We start from the raw sequence: 22,743 nt of genomic DNA, 5'->3' as shown, positions 1-22,743 counted from the left end.
TACGGAGTTATCACATGAATTCGTTATCCCGCACGCAAAAACCACGGGCAGGTTTTACCCTGCTGGAAGTGATGGTGGTGATTGTTATTCTTGGCGTTCTGGCAAGTCTGGTGGTGCCTAATCTGTTAGGTAATAAAGAGAAAGCAGATCGGCAAAAAGCCATTAGCGATATTGTGGCGCTGGAAAACGCGCTGGATATGTACCGACTGGATAATGGGCGTTATCCGACCACCGAACAGGGGCTGGAAGCGCTGATCCAGCAACCGGGCAATATGGCGGATTCCCGCAATTACCGTACTGGTGGGTACATCAAGCGATTGCCAAAAGATCCGTGGGGCAACGATTATCAGTATCTCAGTCCGGGTGAAAAAGGGCTGTTTGATGTTTACACCTTAGGGGCGGATGGCCAGGAAAACGGGGAAGGCGCTGGTGCAGATATCGGTAACTGGAATTTGCAGGAGTTTCAGTAAATCAGTGCCCAGACGCGGATTCACTCTTCTGGAAATCATGTTGGTGATTTTCCTTATCGGCCTTGCCAGTGCGGGCGTGGTGCAAACTTTTGCGACCCGTTCTGAACCACCTGCGAAAAAAGCGGCGCAGGATTTTCTGGCCCGTTTTGCACAGTTTAAGGATAAGGCGGTGATCGAAGGGCAAACACTCGGTGTGCTAATCGACCCGCCCGGCTACCAGTTTATGCAGCGTCGTCAGGGGCGCTGGCTGCCTGTTTCCACGGCCCGGTTACCGACGCAGGTCACAGTGCCGAAACAGGTGCAGATGCTGCTACAACCCGGGAGTGATATCTGGCAGAAGGAATATGCGCTGGAGCTGCAACGTCGCCGCCTGACGCTGCATGATATTGAGCTGGAGCTGCAAAAAGAGGCGAAAAAGAAAACGCCGCAGATCCGTTTCTCGCCTTTTGAGCCCGCCACGCCGTTTGCGTTGCGCTTTTACTCTGCTGAGCAAAGTGAATGCTGGGCGGTGAAACTGGCGCACGATGGCGCGTTATCTCTCAATCAATGTGATGAGAGGACGCTATGAAGCGTGGTTTTACCTTGCTGGAAGTGATGCTCGCACTGGCGATTTTTGCACTGGCCGCCATGGCGGTGTTACAGATAGCCAGCGGCGCGCTGAGTAATCAGCAAGTCCTTGAGGAAAAAACGGTGGCTGGCTGGGTAGCTGAAAACCAGACCGCACTGCTCTACCTGATGACTCGCGAGCAGCGGGCGGTCAGGCATCAGGGCGAGAGCGAAATGGCGGGTAGCCGCTGGTACTGGCGAACCATTCCTCTGAATACAGGCAATGCGTTGCTTCAGGCGGTGGATATTGAAGTCAGCCGTCGCGAAGACTTTTCGTCGGTGATTCAGTCACGACGCGCGTGGTTCAGCGCCACAGGAGGTCAGCAGTGAGAAAGATTCGCTCTGGCTTCACATTACTGGAAATGCTGATTGCGATTGCGATTTTTGCCTCGTTGGCATTAATGGCACAGCAGGTGACAAACGGTGTCACACGCGTGAACAGTGCTGTCTCGGAACACGATCAAAAACTAAATCTCATGCAGCAAACGATGAGTTTTCTGAGCCACGATTTGACACAAATGATGCCGCGTCCGGTAAGAGGCGAGCAGGGCCAGCGGGAACCGGCGTTGCTGGCGGGCGCTGGCGTGCTGGCGTCTGAGAGTGAAGGAATGCGTTTTGTGCGCGGTGGCGTGGTCAATCCGTTGATGCGCCTGCCGCGCAGTAATCTGATCTCCGTCGGTTACCGCATTCATGACGGCTACCTGGAGCGGTTAGCCTGGCCGCTGACCGATGCCGCAGGCAGCGTGAAGCCAACAATGCAAAAATTGATTCCGGCAGATTCACTCCATTTGCAGTTCTACGATGGCACGCGCTGGCAGGAGAGCTGGTCGTCGCTGCAGGCGATCCCTGTGGCGGTGCGCATGACCCTGCATTCGCCGCAATGGGGCGAGATTGAACGCATCTGGTTGTTACGCGGGCCGCAGTTATCATGATTATCTCACCCCCCAAACGCGGAATGGCACTGGTCGTGGTGCTGGTATTGCTGGCGGTTATGATGCTGGTGACTATCACGCTTTCCGGGCGGATGCAGCAGCAACTGGGGAGAACGCGCAGTCAGCAGGAATACCAACAAGCATTGTGGTACAGCGCCAGTGCGGAAAGCCTGGCACTGAGCGCGCTCAGTCTGAGCCTGAAAAATGAAAAGCGTGTGCACCTGGCGCAGCCGTGGGCTGCCGGACCTCGTTTTTTTCCACTGCCGCAGGGGCAAATTGCCGTCACTCTGCGCGACGCCCAGGCCTGTTTTAACCTGAATGCTCTCGCCCGCTCGACAACGGCTTCACGTCCGCTCGCGGTGCAACAGTTGATTGCCCTGATCACGCGCCTCGATGTTCCTGCTTATCGGGCCGAGCTGATAGCAGAAAGTCTGTGGGAGTTTATTGATGAGGACCGCAGCGTGCAGACACGTCTGGGCCGGGAAGACAGTGAATATCTCGCCCGCTCGGTGCCTTTCTACGCAGCCAATCAACCGCTGGCCGATATCAGCGAAATGCGCGTAGTGCAGGGAATGGACGCCGGACTCTATCAAAAACTGAAACCGTTGGTCTGTGCGCTGCCGATGGACAGCCAGCAAATCAACATCAACACCTTAGACGTCACGCAAAGCGCCATTATTGAGGCACTGTTCGACCCGTGGTTAAGCCCAACTCAGGCGCGGACGTTATTGCAACAACGTCCGGCGAAGGGCTGGGAGGATGTCGATCAGTTTCTTGCGCAGCCGCTCCTTGCTGATGTCGATGAGCGTACAAAAAAACAACTAAAAACCGTCCTGAGCGTGGACAGCAATTACTTCTGGTTGCGTTCAGATATCACCGTGAATGAGATTGAACTGACGATGAATTCGTTAATTGTCCGCATGGGCCCACAACACTTTTCTGTTCTCTGGCATCAGACAGGAGAAAGTGAGTGAGTTCTGTACTTGAGATTTTTTTTCCGCTTTGCGCCTCCGATCCTGTTCGCTGGCAACGCCGTACCGCCGATACGGAGCACGGCATCTGGCCTGACGTCGCCGACGAATATCTCCAGCAATGGCTGCAAACAGACACGATTCGACTCTATATTCCCGGCGAATGGATAAGCGTCTGGCAGGTTGAACTGCCTGATGTTCCCCGCAAGCAGGTACAGACGATTCTGCCTGCTTTACTGGAAGAAGAGCTGAATCAGGATATCGACGAGCTGCATTTTGCACCGCTGAAAATTGACCAACAGCAGGCTACCGTGGCAGTGATACACCAGCAACATATGCGCAATATTGCAGATTGGTTGCAGGCTAATGGCATCACCCGCGTTACCGTTGCACCGGACTGGATGTCCATTCCCTGTGGCTATATGGCTGGCGATGCGCAACGGGTTATCTGCCGAATCGATGAATGCCGGGGATGGAGCGCCGGATGGGCGTTGGCCCCGGTCATGTTTCGCGCACAGCTCAATGAGCAGGATTTACCGCTTTCGCTGACGGTGGTCGGCATTGCACCGGAAGAGCTATCTGCATGGGCTGGCGCAGACGCTGAACGCCTGACCGTTACGACTCTACCTGCTATAACCCCCTGTGGCGAACCTGAAGGGAACCTGCTGACAGGGCCGTGGCAGCCCCGCGTCAGCTACCGAAAACAGTGGGCGCGCTGGCGGGTGATGGTTCTGCCAATATTGCTGATTCTGGTTGCGTTAGCCGTGGAGCGGGGCGTGACGTTATGGAGCGTCAGCGAACAAGTGGCGCAAAGCCGCACTCAGGCAGAGAAGCAGTTCTTAAAACTGTTCCCTGAACAGAAGCGAATTGTGAATTTACGCTCGCAGATCACGATGGCGCTGAAAAAATATCGTCCGCAGACCGACGATGCTGATCTACTCGGTCAACTGTCTGCGATCGCCAGCACTCTGAAATCAGCGTCACTTACTGATATTGAGATGCGCGGTTTCACCTTTGATCAAAAACGCCAGACGCTTCACCTCCAGTTACGGGCGGCGAATTTTGCCAGCTTCGACAAACTGCGTACCGCACTGGCGGCAGATTTTGTGGTGCAACAGGACGCGTTACAAAAAGAGGGTGATGCAGTTTCAGGCGGCGTAACGCTGCGGAGGAAATAATATGTTACGCGATAAATACATTCACTATTTTCAGCAATGGCGTGAGCGGCAGTTAAGTCGGGGCGAACACTGGCTGTCACAGCATCTGGCGGGGCGTTCACCGCGCGAAAAGGGGATGTTGCTGGCAGCAATGGTGTTCCTGTTTAGCGTCGGATATTACGTCCTCATTTGGCAACCGCTGAGTGAACGGATTGAGCAACAGGAGACAACGTTGCAACAACTGGCGGCGATGAATACCCGGCTGCAGAGCGCCGCGCCGAATATTATTGCGGCACGAAAATCCGGCACGACAACGCCGGCACAGATATCGCGAGTCATCAGCGACAGCGCTTCTGCACATTCTGTGGTTATCAAGCGGATAGCCGAACGCGGGGAGAATATTCAGGTCTGGATAGGCCCTGTGGTATTTAATGATCTCCTGGACTGGCTTAATACGTTGAATGAAAAATATGCGTTGCGGGTGACACAAATTGATGTCAGTGCCGGAGAAAAACCAGGGATGGTGAATGTGCAGCGGCTGGAGTTTGGGCGCGGGTAGGATATTCAATCGACAGCATTATTCTCCTGAAAGAAACGCCAGCCGGATAAGGGCTGGCGTCGGGGCTGATCTTTTTCAGCACGCCATCAATAACGGCGCGCTGGTTTTTCCATTGATATCTGCTGAATTAAATCGCCCGGCATATGTTCCTGCAAAATACGCCAGAGATTTTCGGCGGTTCTATTCAGTCGGGTGTTCATACGGTAAATATAAGCCTGAATGGGGACTGTCAATTTAGCTGAATCAAGGCATATCAGACGTTTGGTCTGCAGTTCATCGATGATCGACCAGATCGGTAACCAGGCAATACCATATCCGTTGAGTGCCATATTTTTTAATAGTTCGCTCATCGAAGAGATAAATATCGTGCGTCCGGTAATACCGCCAACCTCTGCCAGATGGCGATTGACCAGCCTGCCCATATAAGAAGTGGCAGTATAGTTGAGTAAAGGAACCTGGGGCTGGGTGATATCAAATACTGGCTGCCCCTGTACATCGGCGGCACATACCGGGTACAACTCAGATTCAAACAGTTTCAGGCAACAAAAAGGCGATTGCATAAGATCTTCATCGCGAAACGAAATAATAAAGTCACTCTTGCCTTCGCGTAACGTATTTACGGCCTGGACAACATCAATGGCTTCAACATGATAGACGAATTCTCCGCCATAGGCGGTCAGTGAATTCACCAGTTTGGGTAATACACTCAGGGATAGTGAGTGCGCGGCGGCAATTTTAATGTTGGGTACGCCGAGTAAATTCTGGCCGTTTAACTCCCCCAAATTGCATTCAAGCTGCTGTAATAAGCTGCGAGTCTGGGAATGAAAGAGCCTGCCTTCTTCGGTTAATTGTAAAGGGGTGGTTGTGCGATCGAATAAAGCAACGCCGATCGCCGCTTCCAGCGCCTTAATTCGTCGGCTGAATGCGGGTTGTGAAAGATTACGCTCTTTTGCCGCCTGAGAAAAATGGCGACAGGCTTCCAGCGTCAGGAAATCGTATAACCATTTTGTCTCGATATTTTTCATTATCATGGCACCTGTATTTTCAACCTGGAGGCATAATAAAACATCCTGGCAATAAAAATAATGTTCTCAAGTCGCACAATTGGGCTTTTGTCATTCGTTTTGTGCATAACACCTTCATTTCCGGTATTGACGTTGATATCACACTTCAGCAAAAAAACGAGTTTTTTCCATTAGATAGCCAGAAAATGTCATAACCATGGCGAATGAACTGTGTGCTCTATAGCTACACTATGCGTGTCTTGCATCACCTTGTACAACCTTGCATTTCTCATTGTCTATTTTGGCTGTTAAAAAAGAGAGCAGTAGTTATTCATTACTCATTGCCATTAACGTTTTGAGAGGCAGATCTTGTGAAAGGATTAATTGGTGTACTCGGCGGAATGGGGCCGGCGGCTACCGTCGATCTGTTTAATAAATTTGTGACGTTTACCGCCGCACAACGTGATCAGGAACATATTCCATTAATTATTTCTTCTATTCCGAATATTCCTGACCGTACCGATGCATTAATGCATCATGGGCGCTCGCCGTTACCTGTTATGCGTGACTATATGCATAAACTGGAAGATGCCGGGGCGGAATGTATTGTTATTCCCTGTAATACCGCACATTACTGGTTCAAAGAATTAAAAGATGCTTGTCATATTGATATATTAAGTATCGTAGAGACAACGATCAATGAAGTTCGCGACTGTGGTAAAACCCGCATTGGCCTGTTAGCCACCAATGCTACGCTGTATATGGGATTATACCAAAAAGGAATTGAGTCACTGGGACTTACCTGTATCCGCCCCGATGCAGACAGTCAGAAAAAAGTAATGGAAAGTATTTATTCTTTGAAAGCAGGCGATATGACGCATGCACAACAGTTGATGAGCGAGCAGGCTGAAATATTATTTTCCCGCGGCGCTGAAGTTCTTGTTCTTGGTTGTACGGAAATTCCGGTTATTCTGGCGCAAGCTGTTAAAGAGCAGCCTTCTCATTATATTGACTCAACTGCTTCACTCGTTCGCGCCGGAATAAAATGGTATGAAAATCGTGTCGGAAAACAGCATCTTCTAACCCAATAATCATTTTAATCGCAGCCAGAAAGTCATTCACTTTTAGAAAAAATTATATTTATAACGGAGAACATCATGGTTTGGCTGGAAATTATCGTAGTACTTGGCGCAATATTTTTTGGTATTCGCCAGGGAGGGATCGGTATTGGTTTATGTGGCGGGCTTGGGCTCGCTATCCTGACTCTGGGATTTGGTCTGCCTATGGGGTCGCCGCCAGTAGACGTGATCCTGATTATTATGACCGTTGTTGTGGCGGCTTCAGCATTACAGGCCGCAGGCGGAATGGATTATCTGGTACGCGTCGCCGGTAATTTTATGCGTCGTAACCCGAAATATATCAACATCATCGCGCCGATTATTACCTGGTCAATGACTATTATGGCCGGTACCGGATTTATTGTTTTTTCCACACTGCCGGTGATTGCTGAAGTTGCGAAAGAGTCAGGTATTCGTCCTTCCCGTACGCTCGCCGGTTCGGTCGTTGCTTCGCAAGTGGCGATTTCTGGTTCGCCGATCAGCGCCGCAATGGCCGCTATGCTCACTATTATGGAGGTTAACGGCGTCAGTTTTATTCAGGTGATGTCGGTATGTCTTCCTACCTCTTTTGCCGCCGCGATGGTCGCCGCTTTTATTGCTTCCCGACAAGGATGTGAGTTGCAGGATGACGAGGTCTATCTTGAGCGTCTGCAAAAAGGACTGGTGCAAAAATACGAGAATAATAGCAGCATCAAACCTGGTGCGACGCTTTCCGTAGGATTGTTCCTGCTGGCGACGGTCGCCATTGTTATTCTTGCCGCTTTCCCTCAACTGCGTCCGGGGGTTGATATCGGCAAACCGATGGAAACACGCGATATTATTATTATCTGTATGCTCTCTGCCGCCTGCCTGATGGTGGCGCTGTGCAAGACGGCTACCGATGCCATTATTCTCACCTCCACATTCCGTGCGGGGATGAGCTCGCTGGCGGTGATTCTCGGCATTGTAACCTTAGGCACCACGTTTATTGATGCGCATTTAACCGAGATTAAGGATATTGCTGGCGATATTTTGCAGGCGTATCCGATGTTGTTGGCGTTGGTTCTTTTTGGCACTTGTGCTCTGCTCTACTCGCAAGGCGCGACCACGCCGTTAATTATCCCGCTTGCCGTGGCGCTTGATGTACCCACCTGGGCAATTCTGGCGTCCTATGTCGCTGTCACAGGTGTATTTGTACTGCCAACATATCCAACGTCGCTGGCCGCCATGGAATTTGATACTACTGGCACAACTCGCGTGGGCAAATATGTGCTGAATCATCCATTCATGTTGCCAGGATTGGGGGGAATTATTGCAGGAGTGGCATTAGGTTTCGTGATTGCGCCGATGATTATTTAGCTGTTTTATACCAGTCAGTGTCAGTATGGTCAGCCGTTTACGACCGAATATAAAAATCAATATTATCAATGAATCAGATGTTTATGGATTATCTACAGCGATTCACTTATGCATTTTATCTATATTTGATTGACAGTATTACCATGCTGGTTGTTAGGATTTAGAACAGATGACAAATTTTACATTATTTGCGTCTTTGCAAATAATGTGCGGTAGCTTTGCTGTTTTATCATTATCCGTGATAGTTCGAAACGCCAGAGAATCAATGGTGGTAGTTTCCTTATATGAAATCAGTCAGATGAAGTCCAGGGACAGGACTCATCCTTACTCTGATCTTTCTTCCCGGACATCAGCATCATGCACTGACTCTTCTGGTTCAGAAAATATCCATAGATACAGATAGTCGCGAGTGTTTGTGGCGATCTCATCACACATCGAAAAAATTAGCACCTCGTTTTTCTTTGAAAGGAAGTGGATTACTGGTCGGTGATTCACTGATATTTCCTTACGGCCAGCAAATTTACCTATATTCACAAAAAAAGTATACGTGATAAATTATATAGGAGGTTACTTTGAATATAGAAACCCAAAACACAAATGATGTCACAAAACAAGTTCGCCAAAGAAGAAGTGAAAGGCAAAATTTATATTTTCTTGAAAAGAATAGAAAAATAAGACATTTGTCTGTAGATGACGTAATTTCTATAGGTGGAATTATTCAGAGTGAAATAAGAAGAACTCTACAGCCTTCACCTTTACCTGCGACCACATCGGCCAGGAACTGGAAGTCGGTTATTATTCATTATATAGGGTTGTTAATATCTAAACCTTTGCAGATACCATTTTTTTCTTATAACTTACAGCAGGAGCCAAAAGATGTAACTTCGTTACCTCATCATATATCAGAAAATAACAATAGAAATTTAATACCTACTGGTATCAAAGAACATCCTGAATCTGTAAGAGAAAATAATAGTCAAACGCAAGTGATTCATAAAAGGGAAAAAAGGAATACAAACAACATAAAAAAAACAGAGGAGATTATTCAAACTGCGGAAAAAGATACAAAATATTCACTAACAGTGGATAACATAAAGGATAAGATATTTGGTCATATTGATACGGTGTCACCCAAAGATAAGAAATTGATAAAAATCCTTAAGGATGAAATTAGGACCTATATAAGTCTACCAGAAAAAAATAGCAGAAAAGGCATTGAAAGTCTAAAAAACCAGGCAAGTATTTTGGAAAAGCTTCGGGCTGATGTATCTCCAGTCGTTCAGGATAATATATCTGAAATAATTAGTTCATTGCATAGCGAATATAAATCACTTAAGGTGGAAATAGATAAAAAAATTCATGTGATTTGGATCGCTGGCGCGCCACCTGAGACTATAACAAAATATGCAAAAGCATATAAAGCAGCTTATCCTGATTTTTCTTTTAATTTGTGGATAGACCCTAACGCATTTGCAGCTTATGAATTTAACTCTCAATTAAAAAGTGTAGCACTTGAACATGCAAAAAGTGAAGTTATTAACAGTTTAACTATCGAGGAGCTTAATGTATTAAAAAATAAGGAGCAACCTGATGATGGTTTTCATGCTAAATTAAATTCGCTTTTTGAAACTAACTTATTAAAGTCGGTTCTACAGATCCAGGACGCTGTAATGAATTATGCCTATACCAGAGGGATATTAAATTTCAGCGATCAAGATCGAATTTCATTTCTGAAAGAAATTTTACATTATGATAATGAGAGAATTGAGAAATTTAAAGAGGTTATCCATAAAAACAAGATAAAAACATATTCTCTGGATGATGAATTGAGTAATATCTTTGGCCAAGATAATTTTCATATTCATGATGCAACAAAGTTGCCGGAGATGAAAAAAGTACAATATAAACAACGATATCAACAAGAATTGATATTGCGTGGCAATTATGCGTCTGCGACAGATCAATTACGTGTTTATATACTCAAAGAATATGGTGGAATATATACAGATTATGACGTCACTCCTGCTTATGGAAAAAATGTCTACAAAATAATTCAAGAGCATAGTATTAATTATGATTTCTTAGAGAAAGAGCATCATCGAAGGGCATTAAATGATGAGATTCTTTCTATTATAAGTAAAGAACCAAGTTCAGGAATAAAAAATAAACTCCCTGAACAAGACAGAAAACGTCTCTCTGTTATCATCGACAAGATAAAACAACTTGACCCTAAAGATATATTTTCTCCTATCGATACTATGATAATCAGAGACTCAATGGTGATGTCAAAACGTTATCAATATTGGGGGAAGGAGAAAGGCTGGAATATTCGTGCAAATAATAATTTCCTTGCCACACATAAAGGAAGTAAAGTAACTGATTTCGTAATAAACAGGCAAGAAATAGCCTATAAAAAGCTTCTTGAGGTAAGAGAGAAGTTACGAGATACAGGCAACATAGCACAACAACATTCAGATAATATTAATTCTCTTGATTTTCATCGGGGAGATAAAAAGGCAGAAGCAAATTTGGTCGTGTCGGGGGTGAAGCATGCCGCTAATAAAAAGAAAAATAAAGAGGTTCTTAAAGACTTAAAAAAAGATCTGGCAGTATATGGAGCACTACTTGATAGCAATGCAAGTGGACTAAAACCTAAAGATATTAGAGCGACGGAGGATTTCTTAAGAGGCTATAGTTCAGGAAATGCAGAGAGGATAGTGGATGGATTTCGTAGTGACATGAACATTAAAAAGTTAGTTAAGCTGATGAAAAAAATATAAATAGCTTAAGTAACGAGCAAAAAGGAGCTATGGCCTATGAGATTGAAAAACGTGCGTTACTGGCTACATTCCATTCTAATGTAGAAGAGTACCATAAGCTTTTCAATAATGTCGTATCAAAAGGTTCTACGGATAAATATGCTGTTGAATTCTTGATACCACAATTATTTTTCTTAAACCTTTCTGGTGACGGATATGGAGGTCGTTGTGATCCGTTGTCTATTTTGGTTCTTACTGCAAAACACCTTGAAAACCAATCTTCACAGAAGCAGACAAAGCTATTTCTGGAAAATCTATATTCAACAGCAGCGGTATTAAGTGAACCTGGTTTATATAGTGAAGTAGAAATAACAAATGCCAACAAACTGTTAACAAGCTTGGCTAAACTTCATGCAAAAAATCCGTTGAGCTCTACCTTAACACAAATATGGAAAGAAAAAATAGCACATCAAACAGTTGAACAAGTTATAGATTTAATAATTTCCCCAAAAACTACAGATAATCCAGTTTTATTGAAACTGGAGGCTCCTGGTCATGCAATGGCTGCCTGGGCTATTGGTAACGATAATGAGCGAAAATATGGTTTTTATGATGCAAATGGTGGTGTTGTTGAGTTTTCAGAAACAGAAAAGTTTAAAGAATATATGACAGAACTTTTTTCTGCTTCAGGATTGAATAAAGCTGAAAAATATCATTTAAAAAAGCTTCCTCCTCATAATTCTCCTGTCTTCGACCAGATTGTCTTATTGGATGGTGAAAAATTATCGCAATATAAAACGAATTATAATGATGATGCCATAAAGAATATATTGGATATTAAAGTATTTGACAGTGTAAGTAAAAAAGAAAGTGTTAGTCAGCCAATAAAAAAAGACTTCATTCCTGAAAAATATTATTCTGAAAATAGTCTTTTTTCTAATTATCGAATGGACTCAATTATCCCTAAAAAATACAGCACGCTTTTTATTTCTGGCCCAGATGCCATTATGATGGCGATGAAAGATTACTATAATTCATTAGGTGAGCTGGGTGAGTGCCGGATTGATAGAGAAGCCAGAAACTTCAAAGGATTGGCGGAAGATTCATTTGTAGGGAATCTTAAAGTGATTGAAGGTGCAAAAGGTGTTCATTATGACTGGGTTAATGCTAACTCGGTGTGTGTTAATGATGTTACGCCTGACGATGCAAGTACCTGGGTTGCTAAACTAGAGAAGATAGAAGATATATTTTCTAATATTGATAAATTGAAGAAAAATTCTGGGTGGAATATAACGCCAACAGAAATAAATATATCAAAGTTAACTGTTGGTTGGCCGCCAGAAATAAAAAAAGCAATAAAAGAAAAGTGGCCTTCAATGGAGGATGACTATAATAGAATAATTAGTGGTAGTACTATAGATCTGGAAGAGATATCTCAAGTAGATCAAAAGATAAGCAAGTATTTGATATCTCAAACTAATAGTCTTGTTAAATGGGTAGGCATATCATTAGCAGAACAACTGGCTGAGAAAATAAAGCATCTTACACTCCCTATTGAAAATAAGATACATTATCTGATGTCAGATATTCATAAACAATTTAAAGATAATGTTCAGTCTATAAATTCTCTTTTGGCAAGTGATAGTAATACCGTAGTATATATTTGGAACGATAATAATATAAATAAATCTCTCATATTGAGGGAGTTATGGATAATGGAATCCAGAAGACAATTAATTTATAAACTGCTAAATGGGCAACATGATAAAACGAAGAGAAGGTTATTATTGGAATATCTAAGACTGAAAGAAAAAGAACAGCTTGATATTATTGATAAAAATGGACAAGAAAGATTATTGATTATATCAACAAATCTTTCTGAGGATGATTTCTTAAAGGCTAAGTTAATCGACATAGAAAACAAAACATTGTTTTCACCATTAAGAAAAATAGTAGATAAGAGCGGTAATCCTATTAATGTATATGATATAAAAGATGTCGATACACTAACAAAAAATCTTAAGGGATTATATAAGAAAAAACATATTAATATGTTATGGGATAAATATATATCAAAGAATGCAGAAAAAATTAAAGAACTATATAGTGTATTAAAAGAAAGTGAATTTTCTGATAGAGTTAAAGTAAAAGAAATAAATATTGAGTTTAATGATAATAGTTTAATAAAAAACATAATTCATGACGGGTATGGATTTGAGGATATCGAAAGAATTGCTAAGTATTCGCTCATTAGCAAAGAGTCTGGAGTTGTTATACAAAATGCTGCTGTTTCAGCACCATCAAAAGAGTTAGTCGATATTGTATCCAAATATGCATCAACGTTCGATGTGGATACCTCTTCTATTTTAGATAAATTATATAATAAATTATTCGGTATCGAAGAGATTGTCAGAGATTCCAGTAAGCAAAGCAAAATTCATCATGAGATCATTGCTGGAATATTAAGTGATATCGATACGAAAAATATTAATAGATATTTTGTATCGATTATGAATCAGAATGTGTCTGGGCTGGGAGTAAAGTTTTCTAATACGGATAATGCTTTGTCAGATGATGTAATTATATCTGGCATTAAAGAAATACAAGATAGTAAAAAAGATATAATTTTTGAAAATCTTAAAAATTATTTTTCCGCATTATATGAGACTGGAACTATCATAAAGAATAAAGGTAATATTAATGCTAATTTAATAAAATATATATTCAAGCAAAAATCCCTTGATTTTATGTTATCAGGTGATGCTGATATTACTAACTTTTTAAGTAAATCAAAGCAATATGAACATATGTCTTTAAGTGCTCTTAGTGAAGGATTAACGGGCAACAGATCTTTTATCGACTGTATTTCATCTATCGTGCATAATAAACTGCCCAGTGTATCAGAAATTCTCTTGAAGGAAAAAGAATATAGACTTCCATCAATATATTCTATAATGGATTCACCATTAGTTGATCCCGTAACATGGGAAAGTATAGGCTATACAGGAAGCGATAGTTATATTAAATCACCAATATCATCCCCGACATTACATGATATTTCTATTCGGGCAAAATATAGAGCTCTGGAATGGAGAAACTTTTATGGGCACAATGCCAGATTATGGCATGAAGCCGTGATAAAATACTCCGGTAGTGAGCCAAGATATCATCCCCAGATGTTGTTTTCACCCAATGAAGGGCGTTGTATCGGTTTAAGTGAGTTATATATCCTTGCTGATACTAAAGAAAAATATAATACGTTACAAGAGAACCTTGATTTAATCAGCTCATTATATCAACAAGATATATCTGACAATGCACATCTTTCAGAAAGTGATCATCGATTGTTGAAAAACACTGTATCACAAATTGAATATTATCAGCAGCATGGGAATAATAAATTATTACAGTCCGGGGAGCTTGAGAGAATACGGTTAACTGATTTTAATACAGCAAGTGTTGTTCATTACTTAAAAGACAAAAACATAAATAATATTCTGATAACCACAGAACATCACAGTTTTGTAGTATCCGTCTTCGATGATGTGGTTCGTGTTACAGATCCTAACTTCGGATATGCTGATTTTTCATCTCTGGAACAATCATTAGCGTTTATTGAGAGTTCTGTTAGCATTTCTCCAGATATAAAAGAAATCTATACGGGTAAGAAAGGTGATGTTGCTATAGATATGTTTATCATGGAAGATAATCAATGGGGAAGAATTATTGATCATGATGCCTGTCAACTTACATCAGTAAAACATTTATCTTCAGTTGAAAAATTGAGAAAGTTGAATATGGATATTCAACTTGGTGATGGAGTATTTAAAATTATCGATTTATATAATTATGGCGTTTTCTTTAATGGGAAAAGAATAGATGAAAAATTTAGTATATCAAAGCTTTCATTTAATGAATTATACAAAATGACAATAAGCTTAGATATATTGAAAAAATATATTGATACGAACTACATAACAGCAAAAGAACATGAGAAAATAAAATTACTTATAAATGAAATTAATAAAGTATCAGAGCAAAACAAAATCCTTGTGAAGGATGTATTTCTAACAGATAACGTTGGTACTGGATTACTAAGTAAGCTTCAAATTCAAGAAGAATCAGTTTCGGGGATCTTAAGTGCTATTCACCAGAAAATATCAGAGAAATTACGCGATATAAATGTTCATAAATATAGAATTAATTCAGTTAATCCTAATAGTGAAAGTGATAGTGTTAAGTTATCGCTGTATGATTTAGATAATAATAAAAATATAAATGTTAATATTGATACTTCAGATTTAAATATAACGCTCAGACAAGGCCTTGATTCATTAACTGAAGCCATTGATGAAATGAATATTGATGGAATTATGGCTATTGTCGGTATTATTCAATATATGAAAATTACGGGGTATGGTGGCTATGTATCAGCGATAGACCATGCGAATTTCGTGTCAGATATAAAGACAGTAGTAGAGAAAGTTGTGGGCACGAGCCTGATGTTTATGGGAGTAGAAAAATTTGGCACCAGCATCTCTCAGATTCGTTTAGAAACAATGGCTGCTATTAAGTTGTCTCAAGTTGCAACAAGAATTGGTGGAGTTCAAGGAAGAATTTTATCTAAGATAGCTAATGTAATTAAATTTCCTGTCATCGATACAGCATTAAACTTATGGTCTCTTGGTGAATCTATTCACAGATATACATCGGAGAAAAGTGGCAGTTTAGATAAAATGCTGGCAGAAATAGATGTTGCTTTTGCATCAACTTATACCGCGCTTACACTATCTAGTTTTGCCTTCCCTCCCATCGCATTAGCCACTCTGCCGCTTATTTTTTTACAACAAGATATAAAGACGTTTAAAGCACATCTTCACATGGAAAATGAGAGAAGAGACGCCTGGAAAAAAGTTGAGCACTATCTAGATACTGCTGCAAGACGTAATGTTGTTAAAGTTGATACTTCCCGGGGAGTAATAGACCTTTCGGCAATTGATATAATTGGTAATCTAAAACTAGATCTTTCAACAGAAAATGTGAAATTATCAGGTGATCTTTCATATAACAGTGGAAAAAATATTGGAAATGATCCAAAGCTGAGTGATATGGAAGTTAGAAAAAGAAGTAAATATGCTGTTGCTTGTGTTAATGATGATGACCTGCATGTTCCTAGTTTTGGTGGGGGGAATAGAGGGGAAAGATGCAGGGAACTATCTTTATCAGAATCGAGATTAGTTCGAGGGTTTGCAAACAGGGTATGGCCTTCACATGTACCGACGATAAAAAAGGGGAATTATGATACCGTAATACTGGGGTATTCCTCTCAAATTGTGGCCAATACAGAAGTAATTAGAATGACCTGGGATGATTTTCAAGAGGTTGCAAGGGAAAATTATCCTTTGGTTGAAATAATGAATAAAAATGCTGAGGTTGTTACAGGTAATAAAAATGTGAAGATAATTCTTCCTGTATTGGATAATGATATTTTTTCTCCTAAGAATAGTGATGATTTATATAAGTTAAGCACTCATTGGTTCACTGTCAGAGGAGGCGAGAAAGGTATTACTGTTTTCCCCAATGGTGTTGGTAATTTTAATATAATAGGCGCTCCTGGAGCAAAAAACATACTATCATTTAGTCAATTATCAAAAAATTTTGATGTTTTTGTCAATTTAAATCTGACGAGCCAACAAACTGTGGCTGTTTATCAAGCTGAAATTGAATCAAATATGGCGCTGATCCAAAAAAATATAAATACCATTATTGGTTCTGACCATGGGATTAATGTTTTTATTGGTAATGAATTCGATAATCACTTTGTCATTGGGCGTTCAGGTGCAACTATATATCCCGGAAAAGGTTCAAATGTAATAACCATTCCTAATAAGATTAATGATTTTTTCATTGCTAAAATTATTTTGGATGCAGATAGTCTCATTCAATATGTCCAACTTGATTTTCCTGTAAATAATATAAGAAATATCATCAGGCACTCTGATAAAATAGTTTTATACCTAAGAGGAAATCATGGTGCTTCTGTGAAACATATTGAATTTCACGGGGATAAGGGGGGCAACATATATGATTATTTAGGAAAAATAGTTATGTATACTCTTGATGGTATAGAGTTAGAACTATCCACGAATAAAGTAAGGCCCGTAGTCGCAGCAAAGATTGATATTCCAAAATTCGAAAAGCATCATCGTGATATTGGTGTATTAGAACCCCTGAATATATTAGAAAATAACAGTCTTTTTTTCTTTAAGGATAATGTTAGTGAATTTGATTTTGGTAATTATAGAGTTGTTTCTTCCCAAGACATGTTTATATACAAAGTAACTAATCCGGGGGCGGAGTTTTATATATCTTCAGGGAAATCATCACATGTTTTTGGAGAAGGAGGGTGTCACTACTATTTCAATGGAGTAAAACAACCGTCTCATCTTATTTTCTTAAATAATGATAACAGGAACCCCGAGACTATTAATGTATCAAGTTTTACAGATACATCTGAGGAAGTGAAAATATTATCTAATGTAAAAGGAAATAAATGTACTCTAAAATTTATATGGTCCTATGGTTCTTTTGAATTGACGTTAAGACCAAGAAGTAGCTTACGCGTGGATTTAAATACATCGGAAACAAAAATATCTTTAAGTAATGACACTCTGTTATTAAGAGATATATTCGAGTTATCTAAGCAAACCAGTGGGGATGTTCTAATTTATAATACTCTTTGGCAATATCATTAATCCATTATATATGCCTTCTGAATTTTTCAGCTCCGTGAAGTTCGCTCTGAACAGGATAGGGTGGAATCAGCCTTGTCTGTGAGCTTTGTTGCCTGGATTTCTGCGCCGGTCAGTGCCATAGGTTAGCCCTCTGTATACGTTAAAGAGGGCACAAACACTGTCTGACTGGGGGATACCCGCGATGACATTCGGGCAATGACGTTGACACTGAAGAATAAAGCTCTGAAACGAAAAACGGACCTCCGTGGAGGTCCGTTGATATGAATTTGGTGCCCGGACTCGGAATCGAACCAAGGACACGGGGATTTTCAATCCCCTGCTCTACCGACTGAGCTATCCGGGCAACGGAGCGCATTAAACCTGATTCGCCTTGTCTCGTCAATTAAATTTCTTCAATTTACGGCAGACTGCACAATCTATCATCACTTTGCCGCTATTGCACGCATCGTCAGGCAAACCAGACGCTCCAGGCGGCGGAAAGCGGCATTGCCAGAAGTAATGCCGGTAGCATGTTGACCACCGGAAACATTTTTATGCCACAAATGCGCAAACCGGTTGCCAACAGCAGTAATCCGCCTACGGCGCTAAAGTCAGCCATCATTGCAGGAGTGGTCAGCGGCAATATCAGCGTGGCGCAACTGGCAAGGGTTAACTGGATGATCAGTAATGGAATGCTTATTACTGACACCGCAATGCCGAGCGAGCAGGCGAAAATCATCGCAGTAAAGAAATCGAGAAACGATTTGGCGATCAAAATATTCGGATCGCCAGTCATTCCTTCGTTCATTGCACCAAAAATCCCGGTACCGCTGGCACAGAACAGGACGATAATCGCCACAAAATTCTGAATAAATGATTCATGCGTTGGTTTTTTGTGTGGGGAACGAAACAGACTCTGCGCTCGGGTAACAGCGTTATTGATTCCTTTCTCCAGAAAACAAAACTCGCCAATCAGCGCTCCCAACAGGGTGGCTAATACCATAACGGGAAGGTTGGCGCATTTTACTACCAGTAAAATACCAATCCCCAGCGATGCCAGGCCAAAAATGGACGTCATCGAGACACGGATCCGCTCCGGTAAGCGTTGACTCAACAGAGCGCCAAGAACGCCGCCTGTTAATACTGCACCTGCATTGATAAAGGGACCAATTACCACAAGAGTTCCTGCTAACTGTATTGTCAGATACTCTCATTATGAACGTATTCGCTGCCTGATGGCTTGTCTGGTCGCAAAGTCCTGGCTTGCTCGCTCTGATGAAAGGTGCCATGATTGCGCAAATTTTCCCCTTCCTGTACGGAGTTTGCCTGATGTATGCCGCCTCCTTGCATTCTCCCGCTTTCCGCCATTTTGCGCGAAATGCCTCCCGTGCTGTGACGCTGATTTTCATGCGGTGACGTTAACGCACGCTCACTGCGAGATAACAGTAAAATCAGAGCGTTTCTGCTTTTACTGATGTCCGGCAGTCGGAGCTGATGACCAGTTTTAGCCACATCTCATGGGGCTGGGTTTTCCACCTTGCCCGGCATTTTAACTTCCCCGAAACGGGTTTTGCGCTTATGAAATTAATGGGTATTGCCGCCAGTGGCGAACTGGTTTCCCGGCTTTCTACTCATCGCCGTGTGGTGGCGTTGGAAGATACTGATTTTACTGATATTGCGGCAGTTGTTATTACCGCTGCAGATAGTCGTAGCGGCATTCTTACGTTACTTAAGCGTATTGGTTTTCAACTGCCAGTATTTTTATTTTCCGAATATGTGGTCGAGTTGCCAGCGGGCGTCACGGCACTCATCAACGGTAATGAGCAGCATTGGCTGGAACTGGAATCCGCGGCCTGTCGGTATGAAGAGAATTTGCTGCCGCCGTTTTATGACACGCTGACGCAGTACGTTGAGATGGACAACAGCACCTTTGCTTGCCCTGGTCATCAACATGGCGCGTTTTTTAAAAAGCACCCTGCCGGACGCCATTTTCACGATTTCTTTGGCGAGAACGTCTTTCGCGCCGATATGTGTAATGCCGATGTGAAACTGGGTGATTTGCTTATCCATGAAGGCTCTGCGAAGGATGCCCAGAAATTCGCCGCCAGGGTATTTCATGCCGATAAAACCTACTTTGTGCTTAACGGCACCTCGGCAGCGAATAAGGTTGTGACTAACGCACTATTAACGCGCGGTGATCTGGTGTTGTTCGATCGCAATAACCATAAGTCGAATCATCATGGTGCGCTGATTCAGGCTGGTGCGACGCCTGTGTATCTGGAAGCCGCACGTAACCCGTTTGGTTTTATCGGCGGTATTGATGCTCATTGTTTTAATGAAGATTATCTGCGCCAGCAAATTCGCGACGTTGCGCCAGAAAAAGCCGAACAGCCGCGTCCGTTCCGTCTGGCGATTATTCAGTTGGGGACCTATGACGGCACCATCTACAACGCTCGTCAGGTGATCGATACCATTGGCCATCTGTGTGATTACATTCTGTTTGATTCCGCGTGGGTCGGCTACGAGCAATTTATTCCGATGATGGCGGATAGCTCGCCGTTGTTGTTAGCGCTTAACGAAAATGATCCAGGTATCTTTGTCACTCAGTCTGTGCACAAACAGCAAGCGGGGTTCTCACAGACTTCGCAGATCCATAAAAAAGATAACCATATTCGCGGGCAGGCACGTTTTTGCCCGCATAAACGGTTGAATAATGCCTTTATGCTTCATGCCTCTACGAGCCCGTTCTATCCGCTGTTTGCCGCGCTGGACGTTAACGCCAAAATTCATGAAGGAGAGAGTGGGCGTCGGCTGTGGGCGGAGTGTGTCGAGTTGGGGATTGACGCTCGCAAGGCGATTCTTGCGCGCTGTAAGCTGTTCCGCCCGTTTATTCCGCCCGTTGTCGATGGCAAATTGTGGCAGGATTATCCGACCTCAGTGTTGGCTTCCGACCGCCGTTTCTTCAGTTTTGAGCCGGGGGCAAAGTGGCACGGCTTTGAGGGATATGCCGAGGATCAGTATTTTGTTGATCCATGCAAGCTGCTCCTGACCACGCCGGGAATCGATGCGCAAACCGGCGAATATAGCGACTTTGGCGTTCCGGCGACGATTCTGGCGCACTATCTGCGTGAAAACGGTATTGTGCCGGAAAAGTGCGATCTCAACTCCATTCTGTTCTTATTAACCCCGGCGGAAAGTCACGAGAAACTGGCGCAACTGGTGGCGGTGCTGGCGCAGTTTGAACAACATATTGAGGATGACTCGCCACTGGCTGAAGTGTTGCCAGGCGTTTATAACAAATATCCAGTGCGCTATCGCGACTATACCCTGCGTCAGTTGTGTCAGGAGATGCACGACCTGTATGTCAGTTTCGACGTCAAAGACCTGCAAAAAGCGATGTTCCGCCAACAGAGTTTCCCGCCAGTGGTGATGAATCCCCAGGACGCGCACAGTGCCTATATTCGTGGTGAAGTTGAGCTGGTGCGCATTCGTGATGCTAAAGGACGAATTGCCGCAGAAGGCGGGCTTCCTTATCCACCAGGCGTACTTTGCGTGGTGCCAGGAGAAGTCTGGGGCGGGGCGGTTCAGCGTTATTTTCTCGCGTTGGAAGAAGGGGTGAATTTGCTGCCAGGATTTTCGCCGGAGCTACAAGGTGTCTATAGCGAAACCGATGCGGATGGTATGAAACGGTTGTACGGCTATGTGTTGAAGTAAGAATAAAAAAACGGGGCACCTTCTGGCGCCCCGTTTTTCTTTGCGTAATTAGTGGCTAACAGTTTGTGTTCCGGCTGGAACACGAACGTGTTTGTATTTAAACATCGCCATGAATGCGAAGGCCAGAACCACGGAGTAGCCTGCGAAAATCAGCCATACGGTCTGCCAGTCGGTAATGCCGTTTTGGGTGTACATCTCAACAACTTTACCGCTCACGATGCCGCCGAGGATACAGCCGAAGCCGTTGGTCATCATCAGGAACATTCCTTGTGCACTGGCGCGAATTGCCGGGCTCACTTCTTTTTCGACAAACACCGAACCAGAGATGTTGAAGAAGTCGAATGCGCAGCCGTAAACAATCATCGACAGCACCAGCAGTACAGTACCGAACGGAGTCGGGTCGCCATAGGCAAACAGACCGAAACGCAGGATCCACGCCACGATACTGATCATCATTACGTTTTTAATACCGTAGCGGCTTAAGAAGAACGGGATTGTCAGGATGAACAGCGTTTCCGAGATCTGCGAAATCGACATAATGATTGACGCATGCTGCACGATGAAGCTGCTGGCGAACATTGGATCTTTGTCGAAGCTGTGCAGGAAGGTATTACCGAACATGTTGGTAATTTGCAGTTCTGCACCCAGCAACATCGAGAAGATGAAGAAAATCGCCATACGCTTATTTTTAAACAGTGCGAACGCATCCAGCCCCAGCAGCGTCGTCCAGCTCTGGTTAGCTTGCTGTTTAGCAACGGGAATATACGGCAGAGTCAGGGTAAACAGAACCAGAACGGCGGAGAGCGCAGCGCCGATATACAACTGCATATGGCTCAGTTCGAAACCAGACAGGCTCACTGCCCACATTGCCATGATAAAGCCGATGGTGCCCCAGATACGGATTGGCGGGAAATCAGTAACGATATCCATCCCCGCATTTTGCAGACGATAGTAGGAGATGGTGTTGATTAACCCAAGCGTTGGCATATAAGCAAACGAGTTAATCAGGATAACGAGGAACATCGCCTCCGGTGTGGTGACCTGCGCCGCCATAAAAAGAGTGATAGCGCCGATGGTATGGCAAATAGCGTATACCCATTTCGCACTCATCCATTTATCGGCCACAATCCCCAGCAATGCAGGCATAAAGACCGCGGCGATACCCAGAGAGCTATAAACTGCACCGATAGAAGCACCGTCGAACTTCAGGGTAACGAACATATAGGAGCCGAGGGTCGTTAGCCAACTCCCCCACAGACAGAACTGCAGAAAAGAGAGGATTTTCAGCTGCAGCTTAAGATTCATGTTAATTTCCTCACATCATGATGCGGATAAGTGTTCTAAAAAGCACATTTGACCGTGCAATATGATGCGATTCTAT

General features: G+C 43.2%; 15 protein-coding genes and 1 tRNA gene. 12 read left to right on the top strand and 4 right to left on the bottom strand.

Going from position 1 to position 22,743, the window contains the following annotated elements; translation table 11 throughout:
• The first annotated feature begins 14 nt into the window (after positions 1–14).
• From gspG to yghD, 7 genes are read left to right on the top strand one after another with little or no spacing between them, the layout of a single operon-like run.
• Positions 15–470, top strand: coding sequence for a type II secretion system major pseudopilin GspG (gene gspG, locus PS053_RS10200; RefSeq protein WP_001087299.1), 456 nt, complete (start codon positions 15–17; stop codon positions 468–470).
• A gap of 4 nt (positions 471–474) precedes the next feature.
• Positions 475–1,038, top strand: coding sequence for a type II secretion system minor pseudopilin GspH (gene gspH, locus PS053_RS10195; RefSeq protein ID WP_025238377.1), 564 nt, complete (start codon positions 475–477; stop codon positions 1,036–1,038).
• Complete coding sequence (gene gspI, locus PS053_RS10190; protein ID WP_000820094.1) at positions 1,035–1,406, top strand: type II secretion system minor pseudopilin GspI; 372 nt, start codon at positions 1,035–1,037, stop codon at positions 1,404–1,406. The genes gspH and gspI overlap by 4 nt, the downstream gene beginning before the upstream one ends.
• Positions 1,403–2,008, top strand: coding sequence for a type II secretion system minor pseudopilin GspJ (gene gspJ, locus PS053_RS10185; RefSeq protein WP_113640697.1), 606 nt, complete (start codon positions 1,403–1,405; stop codon positions 2,006–2,008). Before gspI ends, gspJ begins: the two co-directional genes overlap by 4 nt.
• Entirely contained in the window at positions 2,005–2,982 is a 978-nt protein-coding gene (gspK, locus tag PS053_RS10180) for a type II secretion system minor pseudopilin GspK (RefSeq protein WP_000587246.1), read from the top strand. The genes gspJ and gspK overlap by 4 nt, the downstream gene beginning before the upstream one ends.
• On the top strand, positions 2,979–4,157 hold the full coding sequence (gene gspL, locus PS053_RS10175) for a type II secretion system protein GspL (protein ID WP_256878844.1): 1,179 nt from the start codon (positions 2,979–2,981) through the stop codon (positions 4,155–4,157). The genes gspK and gspL overlap by 4 nt, the downstream gene beginning before the upstream one ends.
• A 1-nt stretch (position 4,158) precedes the next feature.
• Positions 4,159–4,695: a GspM family type II secretion system protein YghD gene (gene yghD, locus PS053_RS10170; RefSeq protein ID WP_125060477.1), complete on the top strand. Its 537-nt coding sequence runs from the start codon at positions 4,159–4,161 to the stop codon at positions 4,693–4,695.
• Positions 4,696–4,781: 86 nt separating this feature from the next.
• On the opposite strand, the gene hypT is transcribed toward yghD, so the two are convergent.
• Entirely contained in the window at positions 4,782–5,720 is a 939-nt protein-coding gene (gene hypT, locus PS053_RS10165; protein ID WP_054410315.1) for a hypochlorite stress DNA-binding transcriptional regulator HypT, read from the bottom strand.
• Between the two features lie 350 nt (positions 5,721–6,070).
• On the opposite strand from hypT, the gene cuyB reads away from it, so the two are divergent.
• The 4 genes from cuyB (at position 6,071) to PS053_RS10145 (ending at position 17,669) form a co-directional block, all read left to right on the top strand.
• Entirely contained in the window at positions 6,071–6,790 is a 720-nt protein-coding gene (cuyB, locus tag PS053_RS10160; protein ID WP_000677251.1) for a cysteate racemase, read from the top strand.
• Positions 6,791–6,856: 66 nt separating this feature from the next.
• The gene (locus tag PS053_RS10155; protein ID WP_256921799.1) at positions 6,857–8,155 is read left to right on the top strand and encodes an anaerobic C4-dicarboxylate transporter; all 1,299 of its coding nucleotides are present in this window, start codon (positions 6,857–6,859) and stop codon (positions 8,153–8,155) included.
• A 572-nt stretch (positions 8,156–8,727) separates the two neighbouring features.
• Positions 8,728–10,935, top strand: a complete 2,208-nt coding sequence (locus tag PS053_RS10150) for a TcdA/TcdB catalytic glycosyltransferase domain-containing protein (protein ID WP_273774874.1) — start codon at positions 8,728–8,730, stop codon at positions 10,933–10,935.
• Between the two features lie 29 nt (positions 10,936–10,964).
• Positions 10,965–17,669 (top strand): DUF3491 domain-containing protein, encoded by a 6,705-nt coding sequence (locus PS053_RS10145; protein WP_273774873.1) that lies wholly within the window; start codon positions 10,965–10,967, stop codon positions 17,667–17,669.
• A 267-nt stretch (positions 17,670–17,936) separates the two neighbouring features.
• Here PS053_RS10145 and PS053_RS10140 read toward each other — a convergent pair.
• Together PS053_RS10140 and PS053_RS10135 are read right to left on the bottom strand one after the other, a co-directional pair.
• Positions 17,937–18,012: transfer RNA gene (locus PS053_RS10140), tRNA-Phe, on the bottom strand.
• Positions 18,013–18,117: 105 nt separating this feature from the next.
• Positions 18,118–18,825, bottom strand: a complete 708-nt coding sequence (locus PS053_RS10135; protein ID WP_000234474.1) for a DUF554 domain-containing protein — start codon at positions 18,823–18,825, stop codon at positions 18,118–18,120.
• 401 nt (positions 18,826–19,226) lie between these two features.
• Here PS053_RS10135 and speC point away from each other — a divergent pair, with 401 nt between their 5' ends.
• Positions 19,227–21,362 (top strand): ornithine decarboxylase, encoded by a 2,136-nt coding sequence (speC, locus tag PS053_RS10130; RefSeq protein WP_256878847.1) that lies wholly within the window; start codon positions 19,227–19,229, stop codon positions 21,360–21,362.
• Positions 21,363–21,410: 48 nt separating this feature from the next.
• Here the strand turns inward: speC and nupG are convergent, their stop codons facing one another.
• Positions 21,411–22,667, bottom strand: a complete 1,257-nt coding sequence (nupG, locus tag PS053_RS10125; RefSeq protein ID WP_001049796.1) for a nucleoside permease NupG — start codon at positions 22,665–22,667, stop codon at positions 21,411–21,413.
• Positions 22,668–22,743 lie beyond the last annotated feature (76 nt).

This window comes from Escherichia albertii (assembly GCF_028622335.1).
GTDB classification, from domain to species: domain Bacteria; phylum Pseudomonadota; class Gammaproteobacteria; order Enterobacterales; family Enterobacteriaceae; genus Escherichia; species Escherichia albertii.
This window is presented reverse-complemented; position numbering and strand designations above follow the sequence as displayed.

Excerpts from the sequence above, each read along its gene's own strand:
- gspG (WP_001087299.1), top strand. The coding sequence starts at position 15 with ATGAATTCGTTATCCCGCACGCAAAAACCACGGGCAGGTTTTACCCTG.
- gspI (WP_000820094.1), top strand. The coding sequence starts at position 1,035 with ATGAAGCGTGGTTTTACCTTGCTGGAAGTGATGCTCGCACTGGCGATT.
- gspK (WP_000587246.1), top strand. The coding sequence starts at position 2,005 with ATGATTATCTCACCCCCCAAACGCGGAATGGCACTGGTCGTGGTGCTG.
- yghD (WP_125060477.1), top strand. The coding sequence starts at position 4,159 with ATGTTACGCGATAAATACATTCACTATTTTCAGCAATGGCGTGAGCGG.
- hypT (WP_054410315.1), bottom strand. The coding sequence starts at position 5,720 with ATGAAAAATATCGAGACAAAATGGTTATACGATTTCCTGACGCTGGAA.
- PS053_RS10155 (WP_256921799.1), top strand. The coding sequence starts at position 6,857 with ATGGTTTGGCTGGAAATTATCGTAGTACTTGGCGCAATATTTTTTGGT.
- PS053_RS10145 (WP_273774873.1), top strand. The coding sequence starts at position 10,965 with ATGGCCTATGAGATTGAAAAACGTGCGTTACTGGCTACATTCCATTCT.
- speC (WP_256878847.1), top strand. The coding sequence starts at position 19,227 with ATGAAATTAATGGGTATTGCCGCCAGTGGCGAACTGGTTTCCCGGCTT.
- nupG (WP_001049796.1), bottom strand. The coding sequence starts at position 22,667 with ATGAATCTTAAGCTGCAGCTGAAAATCCTCTCTTTTCTGCAGTTCTGT.